The sequence below is a fragment of the Pseudomonas sp. ICMP 460 genome (genome assembly GCF_002723595.1).
Taxonomy (GTDB): Bacteria; Pseudomonadota; Gammaproteobacteria; order Pseudomonadales; family Pseudomonadaceae; genus Aquipseudomonas; species Aquipseudomonas kitaguniensis.
In genome coordinates, this window is sequence record NZ_LKBR01000027.1 from 1 (window position 1) to 20,846 (window position 20,846).

The 20,846-nt window shown below is 60.1% G+C and carries 10 protein-coding genes; 2 read left to right on the forward strand and 8 right to left on the reverse strand.

Annotated features, from left to right (window positions below; translation table 11 throughout):
- Positions 1 to 212: 212 nt before the first annotated feature.
- Both AO240_RS18470 and AO240_RS18475 read right to left on the reverse strand, forming a co-directional pair.
- On the reverse strand, positions 213 to 905 hold the full coding sequence (locus tag AO240_RS18470) for a hypothetical protein (protein WP_099238140.1): 693 nt from the start codon (positions 903 to 905) through the stop codon (positions 213 to 215).
- Positions 906 to 984: 79 nt separating this feature from the next.
- Positions 985 to 1,377, reverse strand: coding sequence for a DUF2846 domain-containing protein (locus AO240_RS18475; RefSeq protein ID WP_172979664.1), 393 nt, complete (start codon positions 1,375 to 1,377; stop codon positions 985 to 987).
- Positions 1,378 to 1,776: 399 nt separating this feature from the next.
- On the opposite strand from AO240_RS18475, the gene AO240_RS18480 reads away from it, so the two are divergent.
- Together AO240_RS18480 and AO240_RS18485 are read left to right on the forward strand one after the other, a co-directional pair.
- A complete protein-coding gene (locus AO240_RS18480; protein WP_256585995.1) occupies positions 1,777 to 2,577 on the forward strand; it encodes a thioesterase family protein in 801 nt (266 codons plus the stop codon).
- Between the two features lie 401 nt (positions 2,578 to 2,978).
- Entirely contained in the window at positions 2,979 to 3,236 is a 258-nt protein-coding gene (locus AO240_RS18485; RefSeq protein WP_058413019.1) for a hypothetical protein, read from the forward strand.
- A 523-nt stretch (positions 3,237 to 3,759) separates the two neighbouring features.
- On the opposite strand, the gene AO240_RS18495 is transcribed toward AO240_RS18485, so the two are convergent.
- The 6 genes from AO240_RS18495 to pgaB form a co-directional block, all read right to left on the reverse strand.
- A complete protein-coding gene (locus AO240_RS18495; RefSeq protein ID WP_256585996.1) occupies positions 3,760 to 4,395 on the reverse strand; it encodes a hypothetical protein in 636 nt (211 codons plus the stop codon).
- A complete protein-coding gene (locus tag AO240_RS29020; RefSeq protein ID WP_256585997.1) occupies positions 4,385 to 14,767 on the reverse strand; it encodes a hemagglutinin repeat-containing protein in 10,383 nt (3,460 codons plus the stop codon). Before AO240_RS29020 ends, AO240_RS18495 begins: the two co-directional genes overlap by 11 nt.
- Before the next feature lie 30 nt (positions 14,768 to 14,797).
- On the reverse strand, positions 14,798 to 16,519 hold the full coding sequence (locus AO240_RS18515; RefSeq protein ID WP_099238148.1) for a ShlB/FhaC/HecB family hemolysin secretion/activation protein: 1,722 nt from the start codon (positions 16,517 to 16,519) through the stop codon (positions 14,798 to 14,800).
- Between the two features lie 522 nt (positions 16,520 to 17,041).
- The gene (pgaD, locus tag AO240_RS18520) at positions 17,042 to 17,491 is read right to left on the reverse strand and encodes a poly-beta-1,6-N-acetyl-D-glucosamine biosynthesis protein PgaD (RefSeq protein ID WP_099238150.1); all 450 of its coding nucleotides are present in this window, start codon (positions 17,489 to 17,491) and stop codon (positions 17,042 to 17,044) included.
- A complete protein-coding gene (gene pgaC / locus AO240_RS18525) occupies positions 17,488 to 18,834 on the reverse strand; it encodes a poly-beta-1,6-N-acetyl-D-glucosamine synthase (protein ID WP_099238152.1) in 1,347 nt (448 codons plus the stop codon). Before pgaC ends, pgaD begins: the two co-directional genes overlap by 4 nt.
- Positions 18,835 to 18,836: 2 nt before the next feature.
- Positions 18,837 to 20,834 carry a poly-beta-1,6-N-acetyl-D-glucosamine N-deacetylase PgaB gene (gene pgaB, locus AO240_RS18530; protein ID WP_099238154.1) on the reverse strand — a complete coding sequence of 666 codons (1,998 nt, stop codon included), beginning with the start codon at positions 20,832 to 20,834 and terminating at the stop codon, positions 18,837 to 18,839.
- Positions 20,835 to 20,846: the final 12 nt, after the last annotated feature.

The window sequence follows — 20,846 nt, forward strand, 5'->3', positions numbered from 1 at the left end:
CGCGTCCGGCTTATTGGCTCAGGGCAAACCGGAAGCTGGGCCGCCCACATTACTGTGGCGAGCGGGCTTGCTCGCGTTGGGCTGCGAAGCAGCCCCAAAGGTGGCCGATGCAGAGTGCCTGATACACCGCATTCGCCTTTACTGGGGGCGCTTCGCACCCCGACGCGAGCAAGCCCGCTCGCAACAAGCAGCTGCGCAAAAAACACGCAGCCTTACTTGAGTTCTTTCACCAGGTAACTTGCGGAGATCTGCGTGATGCCCGTCAGCGCGCGGCGCAAGGCCTCGGGGTCGGTGCGGTAAACGAGCGGCGTGTAGCCGTAAACATTCTGGCCGTTGAACGGCGTGATCGTCTCAAACGTGCGCCAGAGCATTTCGTCGCCACGGTCCATCTGCGCCAACACGCTGAGCGTCGGGTACACCACGCTGCTGAAACCCTGCGTCAAGCGAAAGCCCCACTCGCTCACCGTCAGTTGAATGTTCGCATCGGCCGGCTCATCGTCACCTACCACCTTGAGTGATGAGGTTTTGCCCAAGGCCTCCACAAAAGCCTGCTTGAGCAACACGCCCACGTCGATATTTTCGGCGTCCATCACGGTAAGGATCGCCGCAGGCGTCGACATCTCGGCCAGTTGCCCGACCTTCATGCCAGCGGCGAAACCCGCGCCGCTCAACGCCGCCGTGCCCAACTTCGACGCGCCGCTGGCCATGCCGACACCCGCGCCAAGCCCGGCGCCCAACGCTGCGCCCCATGCTTGTTCACGGCCCATGTAGACCATGTTTTTCGCCCATTTTACGGGCAGCACTTTGACCGTTTTGACCTGCGCGCGATGCTCGGGCGTGAGAGGGTGGCTGACGCAGCCGCCAAGGATGAGGGCGGAGAGGATAATCAGGAGGAGGTTTTTCACATCAGTCCTTTAATGATTGTGCTGGTTCAAAAAGCCAAGCGGCCGAGCCTGAAGCCCGGCTGCCGCAAGCGCTTTTAACTCACTTGCTTTCTTTGGTCACGGTGCCTAAAGACGCGTCCTTGACCAGGTAACGGCCTTCCAACTCGCTCAGCTTTTTGAGGCTGTTGCGCGCGATGGCGAAGCCCATGTCGACTTCCTGCTTGAGGTACACAACCTCACCGGCTTTGACGTTGATCGGCATGTCAGCCCAGTTTTCAGCTTTGGAGCTGATCACGTGTTGGCCCGGCGTGACGAAGAAATAAATGTACTGATTACCGCGGTTGTAACCCATCTCCGAGTCGGCTTCCTTGTCATCCAGGAACACGTTGAAGCGCACCATCATTCCGACGTTGCTTGGGCGTACGACATACACCAGGCCTTTATCGGCGACTGCAGCCTTGGGCAACGAATAGTTGGCCACGTCCGCCTGCATCTTCTCCACGGACGGCGTCGAGGAGCAGCCGAACAACGCGGCCAGGGACAACACCACAGCAGCTTTGCAGAACAGCTTGATCATGTACTTCTTCCTTGTGGGGTAACGGTAAAACGGGTTGAGAGCGGCGGCGAGTTACCGGCGCGGGTTATGTGATGCGTTTAATCACCGCCAACGTATCGGCAATAACGGTGAAGACATTAGGCAATATTATTATGCCAGCACTGATAGCCAAGGCTTTGAAAAGCTGATCATTCTGGCCGACTTGATCCGTGTGTCTCTTTTGGACGGTCCACTCAAAAATACAATTTATCATTTGCAAATAATGCCGTAATGTTACGTTATTACAATTCACAGGCCTCAGGGTGAGTGGCCTGCTCTCCTTCTCAATGGACTTATTTGATCGAGGAAAAGCAAATGGTGGTGTCACTCAGTCAGCTCTTCAAAACGTTCGATGCGTCCCACCCCTTCACTGTCCCTGCAAATTGGCTACAAGGCCGAACCATCTACGGCGGCTTGACGGCCGCCTTGTCACTGGAGGCTGTACGACAGAGCATCCCGCTTGATTTGCCGCCCCTTAAATCTGCGCACGTCACCTTCATCAGCCCTTCGACGCAAGAACAGGTGTTCTTTTCAAAAGTGTTGCGTCAGGGCAAATCCGTAACAACGGTAGCGGTTGAATGCTTATCGGCTGGCGAATTAACGCTGCAGATGACGATGGTATTTACCGCTCATCGCGAGAGTCCGCTTCAGCACAATTTTTTTCAGCCGCCCAACTTAGAAGCGCCACAGCACTTGGCGTCAGAGTTCGAAAGGCGAAAGGCGCCGCCCTGCGTTTACAACTTTGACATGAGGCCCGCAACCGGCAGTGCGGCGCCATTTTCCGGGGCAAATCATCCCGAACTGCAAGTGTGGGTAAAGCATCTCGACGCGGAGGGCGTTGATCCGGTGGTGGCGTTGATCGCTTTAGCCGATGCATTGCCACCGGCTGCGGTGACGGTTTTGACAGAGCCCGTGCCGCTGAGTACGGTTTCGTGGACATTCGATATCGTCAGCGCGCCCGAGGCCGGTGGCTGGTTTTTATTAAAGTCATCAAGTCAGCAGGCCGCTGGCGGCTATTCGCTGCAAGATATGGAAGTGTGGAGCGAAGCGGGAACGCTGGTACTGAGAGGGCGGCAAACGGTGGCGGTGTTTGCCTGATGCAAGGCGACTGGCCAAGAGACTGCCGCGCCTTCAAATGCAGAACATGGCCTGCCGCTGATTTTGCGGCGATAGGCGAGAAGACAGGGGCATTGTGATTGGGCCAGTAGTTTGATGCCTTGCGTGGGTTTGGGCGCGGGGCTTATAGTCCGGCCGTCGCCCAAATAGGGCGAACGGGTTTGGCGACCCGATAACGAGTGCAAAAACGTTCTGCGTTTTTTTGCAGGCTTTTTTGCACCTGCAGAGTCGCTGTTATGGCGGCTGTGCGCGGGAGACCTTCGGGTCTGCCGGTTTCTCGTTTCCGGTTCGCCAACCTGCGTACGGCTGCCACCCAATTCGTTTGGCGACGAACAGGTGATGGCTCTCATACCATCTAAACGAGGTTTCAAATGACCCAATACATGCCCCTCACGGGCCACGACTGCACCGTCCCCGCACTGCTCATCGACACCAAAGCGCCCCTCGACGTCCTCCACGATGCCGCTGTGTTCAGAATTCGGGCAGTCACTCAACTGCTGGAAAATCTGGCTTTCCGCGAGCAACTCAGCAGCGACGCTGTGGTGCTTCAAGACTTCGCCCATTTGCTGGCTATTCCGCTGCGCGACGGGTGTGATTTGCTGGACGTCATCAGTCGCAGGCTCAATGCCGATCCTTCCTGAGTAACAGCCCGGGCGGCCTGGTTGCCGCCCGATTTGAGCGGGAGAAATAGGCACAGCGAACCAACATTTGTCTTTGCATTAATCGTGTACTGAAGCCTATTTTTCTTATAACCCATACCGCTGTATGGGTCTGTCACTGAATCGCCCAACTCAGAAAGAGCAAGTGAAATCTCACCAAAAAATTCCGGCGACACATCTTTGGCGTGCAAGACCTTAGAATATATTTATTCTTTCAAGACCCAACCTCACCATAACGCTAACAACATTTTCAATTAGCTCTAGATCATAACCATTCCATGCAGACATCAGGCAATTGTAAATTCGCCCTTTGGTGCAGACATTTAAGACCCTATAGGTATGCCACTGCCTTTCACTTAAATCCGACAATAACTTTATAAAGTATTTATTACTAATTATTTGTAGGGCGAGCCCATCTAACAACTCTGCAAACTCAGTATTAAGTTCCTCAATAGTCATTGATTCTGGTAGCGCAAGTTAACCCTCCAGTTTCTTCTGCTCCATTTTAAATCAATAATTTCTCAATGATTTCTGGCAACCCGATAGATATAAAACCCCACTCATGATCATCAAACTCACCGACCTGCTTAAAAAGCAATCCATTTTCTTCGCAGACGTGACAAAAAAGACTAAAATCTTCAGCCACACTTCCAGACCACCCAACATCAAGAATGCGTTTAAATTCAAAAGTCTTGGGTGTTGCGGCAATATATGAACAGCGCTCTTCAATAATTACATCAATGACAGTCGCAATAGATAGTTCTGAAAGACGTACAGCACCGAAAAACTTTAACTTCTCATAAGCCTCTACGACAGATTCTTGCGAGTCACTACCACCCGAAATTTCACTTCCTCGAAACTTCAGCGCCCCCCACAATTTTCGATAGCGTACAATTCGAGTATCTGGCTGCCAAGCAGAGTTACCTAGGAGTAACCAAACATCATACCCGGGTAGTTTTTTATCAATCAGACTATAAATAAAACTCAGCACACCTACAAGTGACGTATTGGACGCATCAGCGACTAAAAAACTAGCTGCTGACAATACTGATCTAAAATCATCACTCGCCCAATGGGGATTAATCACATCGTTAGTAATTGAAATATCAGGCGTACTCACGACTTGAGTATCAATAGTCATAGTGATTTCCAGTTTCATCGTTAAAGTGGGACCCACGATTTTGGGAATTACCTGAACCGAAATCGTGACCTCCTGCATCATCACGGATCCTTACCGTTTTGAGACCCCCACCTGAAGCTGGAACCTCGAACTCATAAATTTTCCCCGGCTGAGGATTACCCCGTTTATCGACATTTGGTAGGATCCGGCTAGGTTGCTGGCTTGTGGGAATGCCTGATTGACGTTTAGCTTCATTAAAAGCTCCACTTCGTCCCGCACCTGTAGGGCTCATATTCTCAGGAATTGTGCCCTTTGTACCTCCGCTAACAACATCCGCCCCGACTGATCTGGGCTCATTACCCACGTAACGCTGCCAATCCGGATCGTAAGGATCAGCCTTCATCTCGTCCGTAATAGTGGTAATGCTAGCCGGTTTGGGAGCCTCCGCTGCCGCTTTCGCATCCAACCCATCACTATTGCTGGTCAGTGGTGGCCTGTCCGTCGAAGCTTTTGCCACCGCCTCGAACTCGGCCTTGGTGACCTTAGCAGTGACCTTTTCCGCCAGCAAGGCGCCGCCCTTCACGACTCCCCCGCCAACTGAAAGAACACCCGCCATATCACTCAACAGCTTTCCAGTTTCAACCCCAGCCAGGTATGAACCACTGGGACCGGCTTCTTCAAACTGTGCCTGCAATGTATCAATGCGGTCGATGTACGTCTGTTTGACCGAATCCCAAACGCCGCCGCTCTCAACCACGGCCTTGAGGGCCGCGTACGTTTCCCTAAGGTTGCCAGCGGTGTGCACGATGCTATCAACGGCGTCATTCAACCCCAACACAGCGCCAGCGGCAGTACCTGCTGTAAAACTGGCGTCTTGCGCGATGTCGATCGCCATCCACTTGGTCGCAGTACCTGTCCGGCAACCCGTGCCCTCGCAGCTGGCCATTTCCGCGTCACGCTGAGCTTTCTGCGCCTTGCTCAGGTAGTTGTTCTGAACAGCATTGCTACCCGCTTGCGCGCCCGTCACTGCGCCGCTCAGGTCACCACCTGCAATCCCTCCAGCCAGCCCGGCAGCCAAACCGGACAGCGCTGAAACCGTCTCTTTTTGCTTCTGCGTCAGGTCATCCGCGGCTATACCCGGATAAAGTTGATGGGCGATTAACTCGCCCGTCGCAGCCCCGGCGCCGCCTGCCAGCGCCGAGTTACCCTGTACCTGCGCAACCACCGCACCCAATACGGCATGCGCCATGGTGTTGAGTGCGAGGTTGTCTCCAGTAGTTTTCTTGATGACTTGCGCCAGGTACGGCGCCGATGCGCCCGCAATGGCTGAACCGATGTCGCCCCCAACCAGCCCCTGCAATGCCGCTGTCACGGCCTGAGCTACGCGCGGGTAGTTACCGCCGACGCCGTAGTCAACCATGACTTTTTTGTACGCAGCGCTGGCAGCGATCTGTTCACTCGTTGGCTTATCAACGCCTTGAGCGGCCAGTTCTTTACGGCCCGCCTCCTGGGCGTTGAGCTCTCCTTGCGTGTGCACAATGTCGACGGTTTGAGTACCAATATCCGCAATCAACTGCACCTGCCGCAGGCGTTTCTGCTCTTTCTCCTTATCGAAGATTGGGCTGATGGCGCCGTTGGCGTGTTCAACGTCGTGGCTCAGCGTCGCCACATCCTGCTGCTGTTTGGCAGGGTCGCGGAGGTCAAGGGTTCCGTTGGAGATCGCCGACGAGGTGGTGCCGCTGTCACTGTCGCCGTGATTGAAGGCGATCAAGGTGCCACTCGGCATATTGCTGATGAAACCTTCAGCGCCATCGCTGCCACTGCTGGCGCTGGCGCTCTGCAACTGGCTTGTGTAGTCAGCCTTGTTCTTTAAAACGCTCCAGCCAAGGGTGTTGGTGCTCAGGCGGTTTTTGTCCGGCGTGGCCGTGCTGGCGATCACACTGCCATCGAGCTGGGTATGGTTGCCCACATCAATTTGGTAGCCGCCTTTGCCGCCAAATAATCCGGTCTGCTCCTGCACACTTTGGTATTTGGAGTCGATTTTGCTTTTGCTGATGCTCAGATTTGCACTGCCACCGCTGCCGATGATGGCAAAACTGACGCCGCCGCTGACATCGGTCTGCTTGGACTTGTAGTTATCGGTGTCTTGCAGACTTTGCAGCGTGAGGTCGCGACCCACAGAGGCAGTAATGTTGTCTGCACTGACCTGCGCACCTTTGAGGGCCGTGTCGCGCCCGCTGATCAGGCTGACTTGCTTGCCTGCGTCCAGCGTCGTTTCTGTCCAGGTGGTGCCGGTACCCTTTTCGTTACCGGTTCCCTTGTTCGCATTGGCGAAGACGCTCAGGCCACTCTCTTGCGAACCTACGCCCACACTGATGCCTACGGCGCCGCCGCTGCTGCTGTTCTTGCCGTCGAGTTTTTGATTGTTAGCCGCAGCTTCCAGGCGAATATCACGCTCTGCCGCCAACTGCATCTCGTTGCCGGCTTGCAGCTTGCTGCCTTGAACACGGATGTCACCCGCAGCACCGGGCGTACCATTGCCGTGCGCGACGATGGTGATGTTGTTGCCCGCCGTCAGGCTGCTGCCCTGGCTGAGTGTCTGCTCCTGGGTTTGTTTGGAGTCGGACTTTTGCGAACCCAGCGAGAGGCTGATCCCCACAAATTGGCTGGCGTTGCCGCTGTTCATGCCGCCGTTCTGTTGCGCCGCTTGCCAGGCCTGCACGCCGGTCAAGCCCGCTTTCACACCTTGTAGCGCCGAGAGGCGGCTGTCGTCCTCGTTCTTGGCTTGCTTGGCGGTCTGGTAAGCGGAATTCACTGCGCTGCCCACGGTGCCGGACAGCGCCAGGGTCAAGCCACTGGATTTGCTCTTGGACGTTTGCTCGCTGCGGTTGTTGTTCTCGGAAGCCAGGATGCTGACATTTTGCCCAACCAGGCTGATGTCCTTACCGGCAACAACGTCGGAACCTCGAAGGGTCAGGTCGTTGCCGGCCTGGACGTTCACGCTGCCAACCACACTGCCGATGTTACTTGCGCGGGTGGTTTCGGTAGTGCTGGTGGAGGTGTTCTTGTTGCTGCTCGAACCCAGGGTGACGCCGATGCCGCCAGTGCTCAGCAGTCCCGATTTTTTGACCGAGGACGAATGGCTTTGCTCGACGGTTTCTGTCGCCCCGTCGATCAGCACATTGCGCCCGGCAATCAAGCTGGTGGCGTTGGTGGACACGACGTCGCTGGCGCGGGTGCCAATGTCACGGCCAGCACGCACGACCACGGTGTCGGCGCTGATGGAAGAACCTTGCTGGGTGACTGAGTTGCTGCTGTCGATGCGCGTCTTCTGGCTGCTGGAGAGCAACCCGCTGCTGGTTTTGGTTTTACGGTAATAGCTGTAGTCGGTGTTTTGTGCGGCGTTCAGCGCCAGGTCATTGCCTGCGTACAGGTAGGCTTCCTTGCCCGCACTCGCGCGGCTGGCACTGACGAGGAGGTCGTTGCCTGCACTCAGGGAAAGGTTGTCACCGGCCACTAATGATGTGCCCGCTTGCTGCACATGGTCTTCCTGACTGGTGACCTTTTTGGAGTTAAACGCCGCATGCTGTTCATTCGCCGCCGACGCCAAGACCACATTGCCCTTGGCCGCTATCGCCAAATCACGCGTTGCATTCAACTGGCTGCCAATCGCGCTGATGTCCCGCGCAGCCACAATTTGAAAGTCGCGCCCTGCCTCCACAACCGTGCCGTACTGCGCCACGCTGCTGCTGCGCGCGTAGGTGCTGACGGTATTGGCATTGCGCTGTTCAGCGGTGGCCAGGTTCACGTCACGCCCAGCTTGTATCTGCGTGTCGGCGCCGCTTTTAAGTGCGCCGCCGCTGCTGTTGACGTCGCGGCCGGCTTGCACGGTCAGGGTGTTGGCGGCTTCGATGCGCGCCGCGTTGTCGACGAAGTCGGTGCGTTCGGTGCGGTAGCCGCTGCTGCTCTGGTGGCGGGTGACACTGCGCTCGTTGAGCACGTCGCCATTCACTGCGCCTACGTTGACGTCGCGCCCGGCGATGATGCCGCCGGCGCGGTTGGTCAGGCTGTTGCCGGCGAGCAGATCAAGGCGGTTGCCCGCTTGGGTAAGGCCGCTGTTGACCATGTTGCGCCCAGCGCTGGCAGCGAGGTTATTGGTGGCGCGCAGGGTGCCGACGTTGTTCAGATCAGCGCCAGACACCAGGCTTAAGTCGCTGCCGGTGATCAGTGCACCGTTGGGCGCCAGGCGGTTGTTGGCCTGGGCCAGGTAGAGCACGGGCACCAGCACTTGCTGGCCGGCGACGGTGGCGTTTTCCATCCACACGATGTCGTGGGTCAGCGCCGCGACTTGTTCGGCGGTGAGGCTCACGCCTACCGACAGGTTGAGTGCCTGTTGGCTGCCGAGGGCGTTGTCCATCAGGTACTTGAACATCGCCGTATCGCTGGTCTGGCCATCAATGAAGCGCTGGCCGGTGCGAGCAATCACGGCCTGCTGGATCAGGCGTTGTTCATAGAGGCCGTCGCCGAGGCGTTTCTGTGCCTGGTCCGGGTCAAAACCCAGCTTGGACAGAATATAATCAGAACTCAAAAACTGGCTGAGGTTGGTCAGCGCCGGGTTGGTTTCGATCAGGTACTTTTGCGGGTTGGAGACGAACTGGCTGTCGGGCAGGCCTTGCACGCGGTTGATCACCACGCCATCGGCCGAAGTGCCGCTACCCGGCACGACTGGGCCGGTAGCCGCCGCGCGGTCGACGGTGCCGCCGCCCAAGGTCCAGGATTGAGGGCCGGTGCTGGCAGGCGCGCTGGCGCTTTCACCACTGAGGCGGAACAGGCCACCCTGCCCGCTCGGCAACGCAAAACCCGGCAAGCTCAGCGGGTTGATCTGCTGTTGGGCCAAGTCAGGCGGCAGTTGCTGATTGAGGGTCACGAGGGTCGAGTAACCGGCGGCGCCACTGGCACCGGTGGCCGCGGTCGCGGTTTTCGCACCCGCGCCAATGTAGTGATAACCCAGGCGTACAACGCTGTTGTCGATACCGGCTTGCGCCTTGACGTCCACCGCGCCAGCGGCCTGAATCACCGCGGCGTAGCGTTGGTCGTCGCTGGCGATTTTGGTGACTTTGCCGAATTGGGTCCTCTCGCTCTCCATCAAACCGATGAAGTTGGCGACGGCCGCTTGCAGGCCGCCGAGGTCATTGGGCGTGTAATCAGGGCTTTTGTACCAATACTTATCGGTCAGGGCGCTGGCGGCGCTGAACCAGCCATCCGGGTGCTTGGTGCGCTCGGAAGTAAACAGCCGATAGGTTTCGGTTTCGCCGGTTTCGATGCCGGTGTTAACCAGGCTGTTCAGGCGTGCGGTGAAGTTGCCACCGGCAGCAATGGAGCTGCTGCTGTTGAGCAAATCGCCGCCGGTCAGCGTCATGTTGCCGCCCGAGGTGATGCTGGAGCCCGCGCTGGCGGCCAATACTTCCAGCTTGTCGCGGGTCACCAGTTCCCATACGTAGTTGCGCGGCGTGCCGCCGGCTCTGCAGTCACCGGCGTTAACCGACTCGATGCAGGTGCCTTCAGTGGCGGAGGCGGTGTAGACGCCCGCGTCATTCACGGTCAGCACCGCACGTTGATTTTTGATCGAGCCCGCAGCGAGGCTCAGGTCGCCGTCACTTTGCAGACTCGACGAGCTGTTGATAATGCTGTCGGCCAAGCCGCCCTTGCCGTCGCGATCGACGCTCAGGTTGCCCATGCTGTAGACGTCGCCGTAGCTGTTGTTCAACGACGCCACACGCAGGCTCATGTCGGCGCCGCTGAAGATCAGGCCGTGGTCGTTGAGCAACGCGCCGGTGGTGGCGGTCAGTGTTTGCCCGCTGCCCAAGGTGGCGTAGTTGTTGAGCGTACCGGCGTTGATCAGCAAGTCGGTGGCCGAGGTCAGGCGGCCGCGGTTGTTCAGCACGCCGCTGATGGTTGCGCTTGTCACGCCACCACCGGCGATGCTGGCGGTGTCGCTCAAGCTCGCTTGGGCAGCCGTAAGGTTCAATTTGCCCAGGCTGCTGATGCGCCCGCTGCTGTTCAGCGCGCCGCTCAAGGTCAGGTCGAGGTCGCCGTCGCTGGCGATCAGGCCGTTGGTGGTCCAGTTGCCGCCGCTGCCGATAAAGCGCCGCGCGCCGAGCAGTTGCCCGGTCGCGGTCTGGTCGAGGGTGTTGACGTTGACCGTCAGTTGCCCGGCCTGGATGACGCTGCTGTTAGTCCAGGTGTCCTGGCTGATGGTCAGGTCACCCCGCGTGACCAGGCTGCCGCCCACGTCGTTGAGGTTGGCGGGGGCTATGCCGAAGTTGCCGGTGCCGACGTGCAGCACACTGCCGCCAAGGTTCTGCAAGCTGCCGGCAGTCAGGAGCAGGTCGTTGTTGGCGGTTTCGAGCACGCCGTTGCGGTTGTCGAACACGCCACCGATGGCGAATTCGGTCGTACCACCGGCGCCCAGCGCACGCAGGCGCCCGGTTTGGTTGTCGAGGCTGGCCGCGTGCACCTTGAGCGTGGATTCGCTTTCCACAATGCCCAAGCGGTTGTTCAGTGCACCGCTCAGGTCCAGATCGATCTGCTTGGCAGCTATCTGGCCATCGTTGTCGCCACTGTTATCGAAGTCGTGCCCGACCACGCGCATAAGGCCTTTGGCATAGAGCCCGCCGTTGCGGTTATCGAAATTGCCGGTGGTGACGAGGCCGTTGCCGCCCTGCGCGGAAATGCGCCCGCCGTAGTTGTCCACGGTGCCTGCTTGCAGGTCCAGGGTTTGCCCCTGCATCACGCCGCCCTGGCGATTGTTGTTGAGGTCGTAGCCGTTGCGCAGCACGCCGACGACTCGGGTCTGCAGCAAGGCTTTGAGGCTGGCGAGGGTGCCGCCCCGATTGTCGAGGCTGGCGGCGCTGACGTTCAGGTCGCCCGCTTGGGCGATCAGCTTGCCACTTTGGTTGTCGACGGCGTCGGCCACGTTCAGGGCCAGGCCAGTTTGGCTTTGCACTGCGCCTGCGCTGTTGTCCAGCCGGTTGGCAGTGAGCGTGAGGTCAGCGTTCTGGCTGTAGATCAAGCCATCGTTGCCGTTCTGCACCAGGCCGCTGGCGGTGATGCTCAGGCGGTCATTGGCGGCCAGTGTGCCGCGGTTGCGGTTATCCAGGCCGCCCGTCAATAAGGTCAGCAAACCCTGGCTGGCGAGTTGGCCACCCTGGTTGTTGACCTGCGCCGCACGGCTGATCAGCAGCGGGCCACCGCTGGCCAATTTGCCGTTGGTGTTGGTCAGGGTGGCAAGCAGGTCCAGACGCGTGGCGGTGCCGCCAGTGATACTGCCGGCGGTGTTATCCAGGTTCTGCGCGTTCAGTGTGAGCGCCGTACCGCTGTCGATCACGCCGCCTTGGGCGTTGTTGAGCAAACCGGCGACGGTGAGCGTCTGGCCGGCGGCGCTGGAAAGCACGCCGTTGGCGCTGTTGTCCAACTGCGCGGCGTTAACGGTCAGCGCTTTCTGGCTGACCAGTGCGCCCGCACCGCTGTTGAGCAGGTTGGCGGTCAGCGTGGCATTCAAGTCGCCATAGCGGCTCGACAGTGTGCCGTTGTTGCGGTTGTCCAGGTTAGCGCCGCTGACGCTCAGGCCTTGCCAGCCAGACATCAGGCCGTTCTGGTTGATCAGGTTTTCGGCAGTGAGTACCAGCAGGTTATTGCTGATCAACTTGCCGCCGCTGTTGTCCAGCGTGCGCCCGCTGAGGTTCACGGTTTGCGCGCTGGAAAGTTCGCCGCCCTGGTTGCTCAAGTCGCGCAAGTGGCTGATGGTCAGGTTGCCTGCGCTGGTGATCAGGCCACCGGCGTTATACAGGTCGCCCGTGGCGTTGCCAAAGTCTAGGGCAATCGCACTGCCCAGCAGTGAGCCGTTCTGGTTGTGCAACTCGGCGCTGTTAAGCGTCAACGTGGTGCCTGCGTTGAGCAGGCCCTGATCGCGATTGGTCAGGCGGCCATCAACGTTGAGCAGCGTGTCGCCACGGCTGGTGACGGTGCCGCCGCTGTTGTCCAGGCTGGCCGCGTGGGCGTCCAGCGAGGCGGCGGCGATCATGCCTTTGACGTTGGCCAGGGCCTGGCCGATGCGCAGGGTCAGCGCGGTGTTGCTGAGCAATTTGCCGTTGCTGTTGTCCAGGTTGTCTGCGGTCAGCGTGAACGCCTGGCTGCTGGAAATCTCGCCGCCCTGGTTATTCACATCCTTAAGCGTGTTGAGCATCAACAGCGGCGCGTTAATCAGCCCGCCCTGGTTATTGAACTGGCCACGGTTGAGTGCCAGGGTCAGGCTGTCGGCGCTGGTGATCTGGCCGCCCTGCTGGTTGTTCAGGTCTGCGGTGGTGAGGTTCGCGGCGTGTCGTGCGCTCAGGGTACCTTGCTGGCTGTTGTCGAGACTCGCGCTGTTCAGGTTCAAGGCGCCGTCGGTCACCAGGCGCCCGCCCTGATTGTCCAGGGCGCCACGCGTGCTGATGGTCAGCGGGCCAGCGCTTGAAAGCGTGCCCGCACGGTTGGCCAACGTGCCCGCCGTCACGCTCAACAGCCCTTCGCTGCTGATCAACCCTTGGTTGCGGTTGAGCAACTGATCCGCCGTCAGGTTCAAGCCGCTGCCGGCAATCACCAGCCCGCCGTCGCTGTTATCCAATTGCGTAGCGCTGACCTGCACGCCCGCCCGGCTCGACAGCTCGCCGTTGCGGTTGTCGATGTTCGCCACGTTCACCTGCACACCGCTGGTCCCGGCGATCAGGCCTTTCTGGCGGTTGTCCAGATTATTCCCGGCGAGGGCGACATTGCCCTGGCTGGTGAGCACCCCGTTCTGATTATTCAAGGCGCCGATGTTCAGGCTCAACGCTTTGCCGGCGGTAACCAGGCCCGCGACGTTATCCAGGGTATTCACTGTGAGTGCCGCAGTGTCCAGGCTCGACACTTCGCCGCCCTGGTTATGCACGTCGCCCACGGCGGCGGTCAGCGCGCCATTGCTGGTGACCAACCCACCTTGCGTGTTCAGTAGGGTGTCAGCCGTGACACTCAGGCTGTCGTTGCTGAGAATGCGCCCCTTGTTCTGGTTGTCGACGGTCGCAGCGGTAATCTGTGTGCGCTGTTTCGCGCTCAAGGTGCCGCCCTGATTGTTCAAGGCGGTGGCATCCACGGCCACTGTACGGCTTGCGATAACGCTGGCGCCGGTGTTGTTGACGGTGTTGGCGCGCAGGCTCACATCGCCGGCGGCGTTGCGGGTGTTATCGGTGTTGACGCCGGCTTCGATAATGTCGCCGTTGGTCAGCGTGCCACCGCTGGACAGCGCAATGCGGTCACGTGCGGCGAGGCTTTTGCGGTTAGTCAGGTCGCCTTGGGTGTGTAGGTCCAACGCGGTGCCCGCGTACACAGGGCCTTGGGCGTCGAGGCTGGCGGCTTTGACGTTGATTGCGCCGCTGGCCGCCGCCTGCGCCATGCTCAAATGCCCATTCGCATCAAGCTGAATATCTCCGCCACTGGCCGCCAGCGTGCCGTCGAGCTTCACGCCCACACCGGCCTCTGTGCCGACCAGTTTGATCGCGCCGGCGTACATGCCGCCCAGCGCCGACGAGTCAATCGCCAGCTCGGGCTTGGCACTGCCATCGTCGGCGCGCGGGGTGGCGGCCAGGGTGTTGGCGTCGACGTCGTTGCGCCCGGCGATTACCGCCAGTTGGCGGGCGTTGATTTGCGCGTTGATCTTGGCTGAGCGGGTGATGATTTCGAAGCGGTCGACGTTGCTCGCATTGAGGCCTTCGCCGTCGATAGTCACGGCGCCGCCGTCGACTTGGTAGCGTTGCAACTGGCCGCTGGCGTCGAGCACCGGTTTGCCGGTGGTCAGGGTAACGTTGGGGGTGTTGATGAAACCGCAGCCGCTGCAGGTGACGCCGTACGGGTTGGCGACGATGACTTTGGCCGACTGGCCGGCCACTTCGGTGTAGCCGCGCAATTGGCTGGGGCTGCCGCCGTTGACTTCGTTCAGGATGACGCTGGCGGCGCCGCCTTTGAGGTTGGGGTTGCCGACAATGTTGCCGCCCAACTGGGTGTTTTGTATTGCGCCGGTGGCGTTGTTGAGGATCACGCCGTTGGGGCCGACGTTGTAGTCCTTGAATTGGTTGTGCGACAAGCCACTGCCATTCGGGGTGGCGACGTTCACCACGGGCACGCCGTTGCCGGCCTGGCCGACGGTGGTGCCGGGCGCGCTGACCGCAATGCCGTCGGCCTGGGCGAGCAACGGCTGCCAGAACAGCGCGTTGGCCAGGATCAGCACCAGGCCGCGCTTGGGCAGGCCAAAGAACGAGTCCCGCGGCTTCAACGCAGCAGAAGGTTGGCGGGCCAGGAAGGCAAAGTGGCGAACATCCATTGTCGAACTCTCGATGTAACGGGGCGTTGATTACAGGAAGAAATCCATACGGAAGTAGATCGGCGCTTCGCGCTCGCTCATCACTGCCGGGCGTTCCAAAGAATGTGCAAAGGTCACGCTGGTGCTCACGTATTTGCCACGGGCGAACAGCTCCAGCGAGTTACTCGACACCCGGCCGTGCACGTCGCCGTTGTAGCGGCCGTTGCTGATCACGCCTTGGTCGTAACCGACGCTGGCGCCGTATTCGACGAACGCCGGGCGCATCCAGTCCAGGGTCACCGGGCGCGCCCAGCGCACCTCGTTGCGCCAGTAGCCGCCGCTGTCGCCGGTCAGTTCCTGGTCCTTGAAACCACGCACCGAGGCCGAGCCGCCGAGGCTGATGCGCTGCGGGCTGAACAGAATGTCTTCACTGCGCTGGCCGGTGGCCAAGCTGGAAAAACTTAACGCCTCGCCCAACAGGCTGAACGGTTGCAGGTAGCTGACGGTGGCCGTGTATTTGCGGTAGCGCGCGCTGGGCTGGCGGTTGCCGTCAGCATCGCGCTCGTGTTCAGACTGGGCGTCGAACGCGCCAATGCCGTTTTGCATGCCCAGGTCGAGGTTGACGAAGGCAGTGCCAATGCGACGGCCGTGGTTGACGCCTAATTGCAGCTCGCTGAGGCGGTTGCTGCTGGTCTGGAGCTGTTCGTCATTGATGTAGTTGTTGGTGCGCAGGTGCGCCACGCCGACGTTGAGCGAGGTTTTGCTGACGTCGTCGCGGTGGATCACGCGTTCGGCGCGCAACTGGTGGTTTTCATTGTCGCCCGACTGCTTGAACTTGAAGGTGTCGGCGTAACCCGGCGCGCGGTAATCGCTCTCGCTGTAGGTGTAACTGAAATTCCACCAACCCCATGGCACGTTGTAGTAAAGCATGCTGTTTTTCGAGGTTTTTTGATGGTCGCTGAGCGCATCGTGGCCGCCGCGCAGCACGAGCTGGTCGGCCAGGCCGAGCGGGCTGTCCCACTCAAGGCCAGCGCCCCATTGCTGTTCGCCGGTGCTTTTTTGCCCGTCGTTATTACGCGACAGGCTGGCGCGCCAAGGCTTTTGCGGGGTGTTTTTGACCACCACGTCGCTGCCGCCGATCTGGCTGCCGGGGGTCAGCTCCATTTGCGCCTGCTTGGACGGCAGACGGTTCAACTGGTCCACCAGTTGTTCCACTTCGCGCAGGTTCAGCGCCTCGCCGACCTTGCCGGGGAAGGCGATGGCCAGTTCACGGTCGGTTACCGTGCTGCCTTCGGCGCCTCTCACGGCTTCAAGTTTGCCCTCCACCACCAACACTTGCAGGTGGCCGGTGGAGAGGTCTTGTTGCGGCAAGTAGGCGCGGCTGGTGACGCGGCCTTTGGCGATGTAGTAATCGGTGATGTTCTTGAGCAGTTCATTCAGCTGCGAGACGCCCAGGCATTGGCCGATGTAGGGCTTGAGCAGGCGCTCGCGGTCAGCGCCCGGCAGGCTGTCGGCGCCTTGCAGTTGCACGTCTTTGATCGGGAAGCAGCGTGTGTCGGCAGGCGTGGCCGGGGCTTGCGGCTTGGCCTCTTTGCCGGGCAGGTCCTTGAGTTCTTCAAGGCGGCGCTGCTGTTCTTCGAGCAGGCGGTTTTGCCGGTCGCGGATCAGGTCCTGATCACCCGGTGTGGGGGCCGCTGCGGCAGTGTTCAGGCTCAAGCAGGCGAGCGTGAGCGTGCACAGCGCAGTCCGAATCCGTGGCAATAACGAAGGCATATCCGATCCATCGAAAATCAGGGGCTGGCAAATTAACACCCAACATGGGCAGATCCAAGAAGTTGGACCAGTGGCCCATTCGTCGGTTTTTAATCTGCAAGCTATTGATTAATAAGAATAATAAAATTATTAAAAAGTGTGACAGCTTGTTTCAGAAGCTTTTATTCCGACAAGCGGCCGCTGTTTTAATAACGATTCGACAAAGGGCGTCTGGGTGCCAGTATTTAGCCACCAAGTTCGCGTCGTGAGGGTTAGTACCGGGGCGTTCAAAAAAGTTCGCGGGTGTTTTGTGAAGAACGGGCTGTTGTGGCGAGCGGGCTTGCTCGCGTTGGGGCGCGAAGCGGCCCCCATCCTGAAGCCGCCGCGTTAGTTCAGACGGTATGCGGTGTTGGTTTTGGGGCTGCTACGCAGCCCAACGCGAGCAAGCCCGCTCGCCACAGGAGCCCGCTCGCCACAGGATGCGGCTGGCCACAGAAGCGCGCTGGGCACAACAGCCCGCTGGCCCTGCAGAAACCCGAGCCTTTAGCCAAGCCTGCCGGGGCGCTCAACGTCGCGGGAAACGTGTGACTTGACCCGCTCCACGCCGCCCTCATCGTCGTTGTGAATCAACAGCACGCCGGGTTTGCGAAACTGCTCAAGGTGGCCGACGCCCAGGTTGAAACTTTCACTCAGGCTTTTATCGCTGAGCGCATTGGCCGCAGCGCGGCGCTGGGCGAACTGACGGCCTCGGCGTTGTTGATAACGCGCCCAACTGATCAGGATCAGCGCATTGCACACGGCAATCCACAGGTAGGTTTGCAAGGTGTTGAGCGCTGCAAAAATCGGCGCTTCCAGGCGTGGGCCACCGTGGGTTTCGAGCATCGCGTTGATCCCGCGAGACAGCAGCCATAACAGCCCGGCCCAGGCCACCAGCGTCAACACCACATCGATAATCCACATCACCACGTTTTGGCGAGTTCTGACCAGTTTCATGACCGCGCTTCCTCTTCGCTGGGTTTGATACCGCGATCCGGGCTGACCCAGCGCGCGCGTTTTTGGTGCTGGTTGAACAGCACTTTGGGAAAGCTGACCAAGGTGGTGAACAAGCTGACCAGCCAGAACACCATCGGGTACCACACGGTCCAGAACAGGGTTTTCCACAGGTCTTTCTCGTAGCGCCGGTCGATCAAAATGCTCACCGCAAATTGCAGCAGGCAGACCATCGCCAACACCAGCCCGGTAAACGCCGGCGGCATCAGCGAGTCGACAGCGATGGCTTGCGGCAGCGGCACCCATTTGCCGACGCCCCAAAAGATCACCGAAAGCAGAAAGGTGAAGGCCCAACCGGTGGACAGGCAGTATTCGAACAGCAGCGGCCACAGGTAGCGATGCCGCCATTGCCAGATGCCCCGGATGTTTTTGAACAGCACTTCGGCGCCGCCTTGCGCCCAGCGCAGGCGCTGTTTCCACAGGCCGCCGACGGTCTCGGGCATCAGAATCCAGCACAGCGCGCGCGGCTCGTAAAAGATGCTCCAGTGATCGAGTTGCAGCTTCCAACTGACATCGATGTCTTCGGTGATCATGTCGGTGCTCCAGTAGTCGATGCGGTCCAGCGCCTTTTTACGGAACGCCACCACCACGCCCGACACCGTGAAGATCCGGCCGAACACCCGCTGGGTGCGCTTGATCAGCCCGATGATCGAGGAGAACTCGCCCACCTGCACACGCCCGATCAAGGTTGAGCGCGTGCGAATACGCGGGTTGCCGGTCACGGCGCCGAGGCGCGGGTTGTCGAGCATCGGCGCAACCATGTAGGCCGCCGCGTTGTTGTCGAGCAACGCATCACCGTCGATGCACACCAGGTATTCACTGCGCGCAGCCACGGCGCCCATGCGCAAGGCCACCGCCTTGCCCTGGTTCTGCGCCAGGTGCAGCACGCGCAGGCGTGGGTGCTGCAACGCCAAGGCATCGAGTACCGCCGCGGTGTTGTCTTTGGAGCCGTCGTTGACGGCGATCACTTCGATGTTCGGGTACAGCTGGCCCAATGCCGCGTGAATGGTTTCGGCGACGTTATCGCCCTCGTTGTAGCAAGGAATAAGGATCGACAGCAGCGGGTGGCCGGCCAGTGCGGGCGCCGGGGTGTCTTTTTCCCAGGGCCAGTGGCGCTCCCAGTGCAGCCAGAAGTACAGCCCGCCGGCTATCCACAGCGCCGACATGAACAGCGGGTAGAAAAACACGAAGTCCATCAGGAACTGCCCGGTGAGCAGGAAGATCAGCCCAAGGGGCACACCCAACACCAGTGCCAACACGAATAAAGCCAGGATTCTGTCGAACATGATCAAGGGTTCCATTGGTTGGAAAGGGCCGGACGCACCGTCTTCAGGTCCGGCGAGTTTTCCAGGAAGTTATCCGGGTAGTAGCCGAAGCTACTGACGCCCTGGCGTTTGAGTACACCCATCCATTCGGCCAGTTGCGCGCCACTGATGTCGGGCGCGTCTTGGGTACGCCAGTCTTTGGCTTGCAGTTCAAACACGCTGCGCTGCAAGGCGCCGGGGCGCGCCTTGAGCGTGGCCACGAGTTTTTCCAGCCAGGCATTCGAGTGCGCAAGCGTTTCGCCTTCCATCAGTGGCATCGCCATCGGCGCGGTCCAGTCATAGGTTTGGAGAAAGTCATCAAGGTTCTGCGCGAACCAGGTTTCGCTGGCCGGGTTGAGCATCGGCTCGGCAAAAATATTGCGCGCGGTCTGCACCTGCGGCCCACGTATCGCGCGCAGCTTGCCGGCCAGCTCCTGCGTGAAGTCGATCAGGTAGCGGCTCTTGAAACGCGTCCAGCGTTGCATCACTGCCGGGTCGGCGCGCAGTGCGGCAATGCTGTTCGGCAGGCCGTTGGCGGCATAGGCCTTGAGCGCTGCGGGGCTGGCATCCTCAAAGTCCGAGAGCACCGCGTCGTCGTGGAACAGCACGCCATCAATGGCGGTGTTGCGCGCCAGGTCTTCGTAGATTTCACCGATTTGCTCGCGCACGTTCGGGTCAAACGGCGACAGGCGTTGGTATTGGTCCGGGTCGACGCCGACCGCAACGGTTTTCGGGTTCATGCGGGTGACACGCGGCAGCGCCGGGTCCAGGGCAAAACTGAGCACCGGCATCCACGCGTAAATCGCCACATGACCCCGCGTGCGCAATTGCCAGGTCACGCGGTTGAACAGGTCGCGGCGCACCGGCAGGTGGCGGTTGGGGAAGTACAGCGAGTGCACCAGGCCGTCGCCTTTGGGGTCGGCGAAGGCTTGTAAAAATACCGTGTTGGCGCCCATGTCGACCACGCGCTGAATCAACTTATCGAGGTTGCGTGCCTCTTGCGCCGGGTCCGCGTCGTAGACGTTGTCCAGGTCGACGTGCAGTACGCGCATCGATTTCTGGGCCTGGGTGCCGACGATGGCGTTGGCGTAGTGCTCGCCATCCGGGTCGGAGGCCACCAGCAAACGCGGGCTGCTCTTGAGGTTGGCGAGGTCGTCGAGGCCGTCGTCCAGGGTCAAAGCCATCTGGTAGCCCTGCTCGCCGACGACCGCGAGCGCTGTGCCGTCGGCGGCGCCATACGGCCACACCCAAACGCGCGGGGCCTTGCCGGTGACGGCGCGCAGTTTGTTCGAGATGGCGGCCACGTCGGCGCGCATCCGCGCCTGAAACTGAGCCTCGGTTTCATACGTGCCGGTGGCCGCATCATAGCGTCGCGTCGCAGCGGCCGGCTCCACGTTGCCCTGCGGGTTAGCCAAAATACCGGTATGGCTGGCATTGGTATGCGCGGCGATTTCAACCAGGCCGGAGTTGGAAATCTCGCGCACCTGCTGCCAGGTCAGGAAGTCGGAACGCGCCCGCGGTGTACCGGCAAAATCCACCGGCTGGTTCAACGGGGTGTCGATCCAATAGCCCACCGGGGCCAATATTGCTGGCCAGTGATAAGCCCGCAGGATCGGCAGCACGCGGGTGTAAAAGCTCGAATAACCGTCGTCGAAGCTGAGCATCACGGCTTTGGGCGGCAGCTCACGCCCACCGCTGCGCGCGGCCAGAATCTGATCGACGCTGACCGGCTGGTAGCCGTTCTCGCGCAGCCAGGCTAACTGGTCGATCAAACGCTCGGTGCGCACCGCCACCACCGCCTGATCGGGGTCGCGGTCTGCAACGTCGTGGTAGGCGATGCCCAGAAAATGGTTCTTCGGCCACGGCGCTTCACGCGCCGGTGTCGGCCGCTCGGCGGGCGGTGTATAGGGCGCGGGTTGCTGGGCGCAGGCGGTGGCCAGCAAAACACACAGGACCCACAAGCAACGGCTGAGAACGGTCATGGTCAGGCTCTT

Excerpts from the sequence above, each read along its gene's own strand:
- AO240_RS18475 (WP_172979664.1), bottom strand. The coding sequence starts at position 1,377 with ATGCAGGCGGACGTGGCCAACTATTCGTTGCCCAAGGCTGCAGTCGCC.
- AO240_RS18485 (WP_058413019.1), top strand. The coding sequence starts at position 2,979 with ATGCCCCTCACGGGCCACGACTGCACCGTCCCCGCACTGCTCATCGAC.
- AO240_RS18495 (WP_256585996.1), bottom strand. The coding sequence starts at position 4,395 with ATGACTATTGATACTCAAGTCGTGAGTACGCCTGATATTTCAATTACT.
- AO240_RS29020 (WP_256585997.1), bottom strand. The coding sequence starts at position 14,767 with ATGGATGTTCGCCACTTTGCCTTCCTGGCCCGCCAACCTTCTGCTGCG.
- AO240_RS18515 (WP_099238148.1), bottom strand. The coding sequence starts at position 16,519 with ATGCCTTCGTTATTGCCACGGATTCGGACTGCGCTGTGCACGCTCACG.
- pgaD (WP_099238150.1), bottom strand. The coding sequence starts at position 17,491 with ATGAAACTGGTCAGAACTCGCCAAAACGTGGTGATGTGGATTATCGAT.
- pgaC (WP_099238152.1), bottom strand. The coding sequence starts at position 18,834 with ATGTTCGACAGAATCCTGGCTTTATTCGTGTTGGCACTGGTGTTGGGT.
- pgaB (WP_099238154.1), bottom strand. The coding sequence starts at position 20,834 with ATGACCGTTCTCAGCCGTTGCTTGTGGGTCCTGTGTGTTTTGCTGGCC.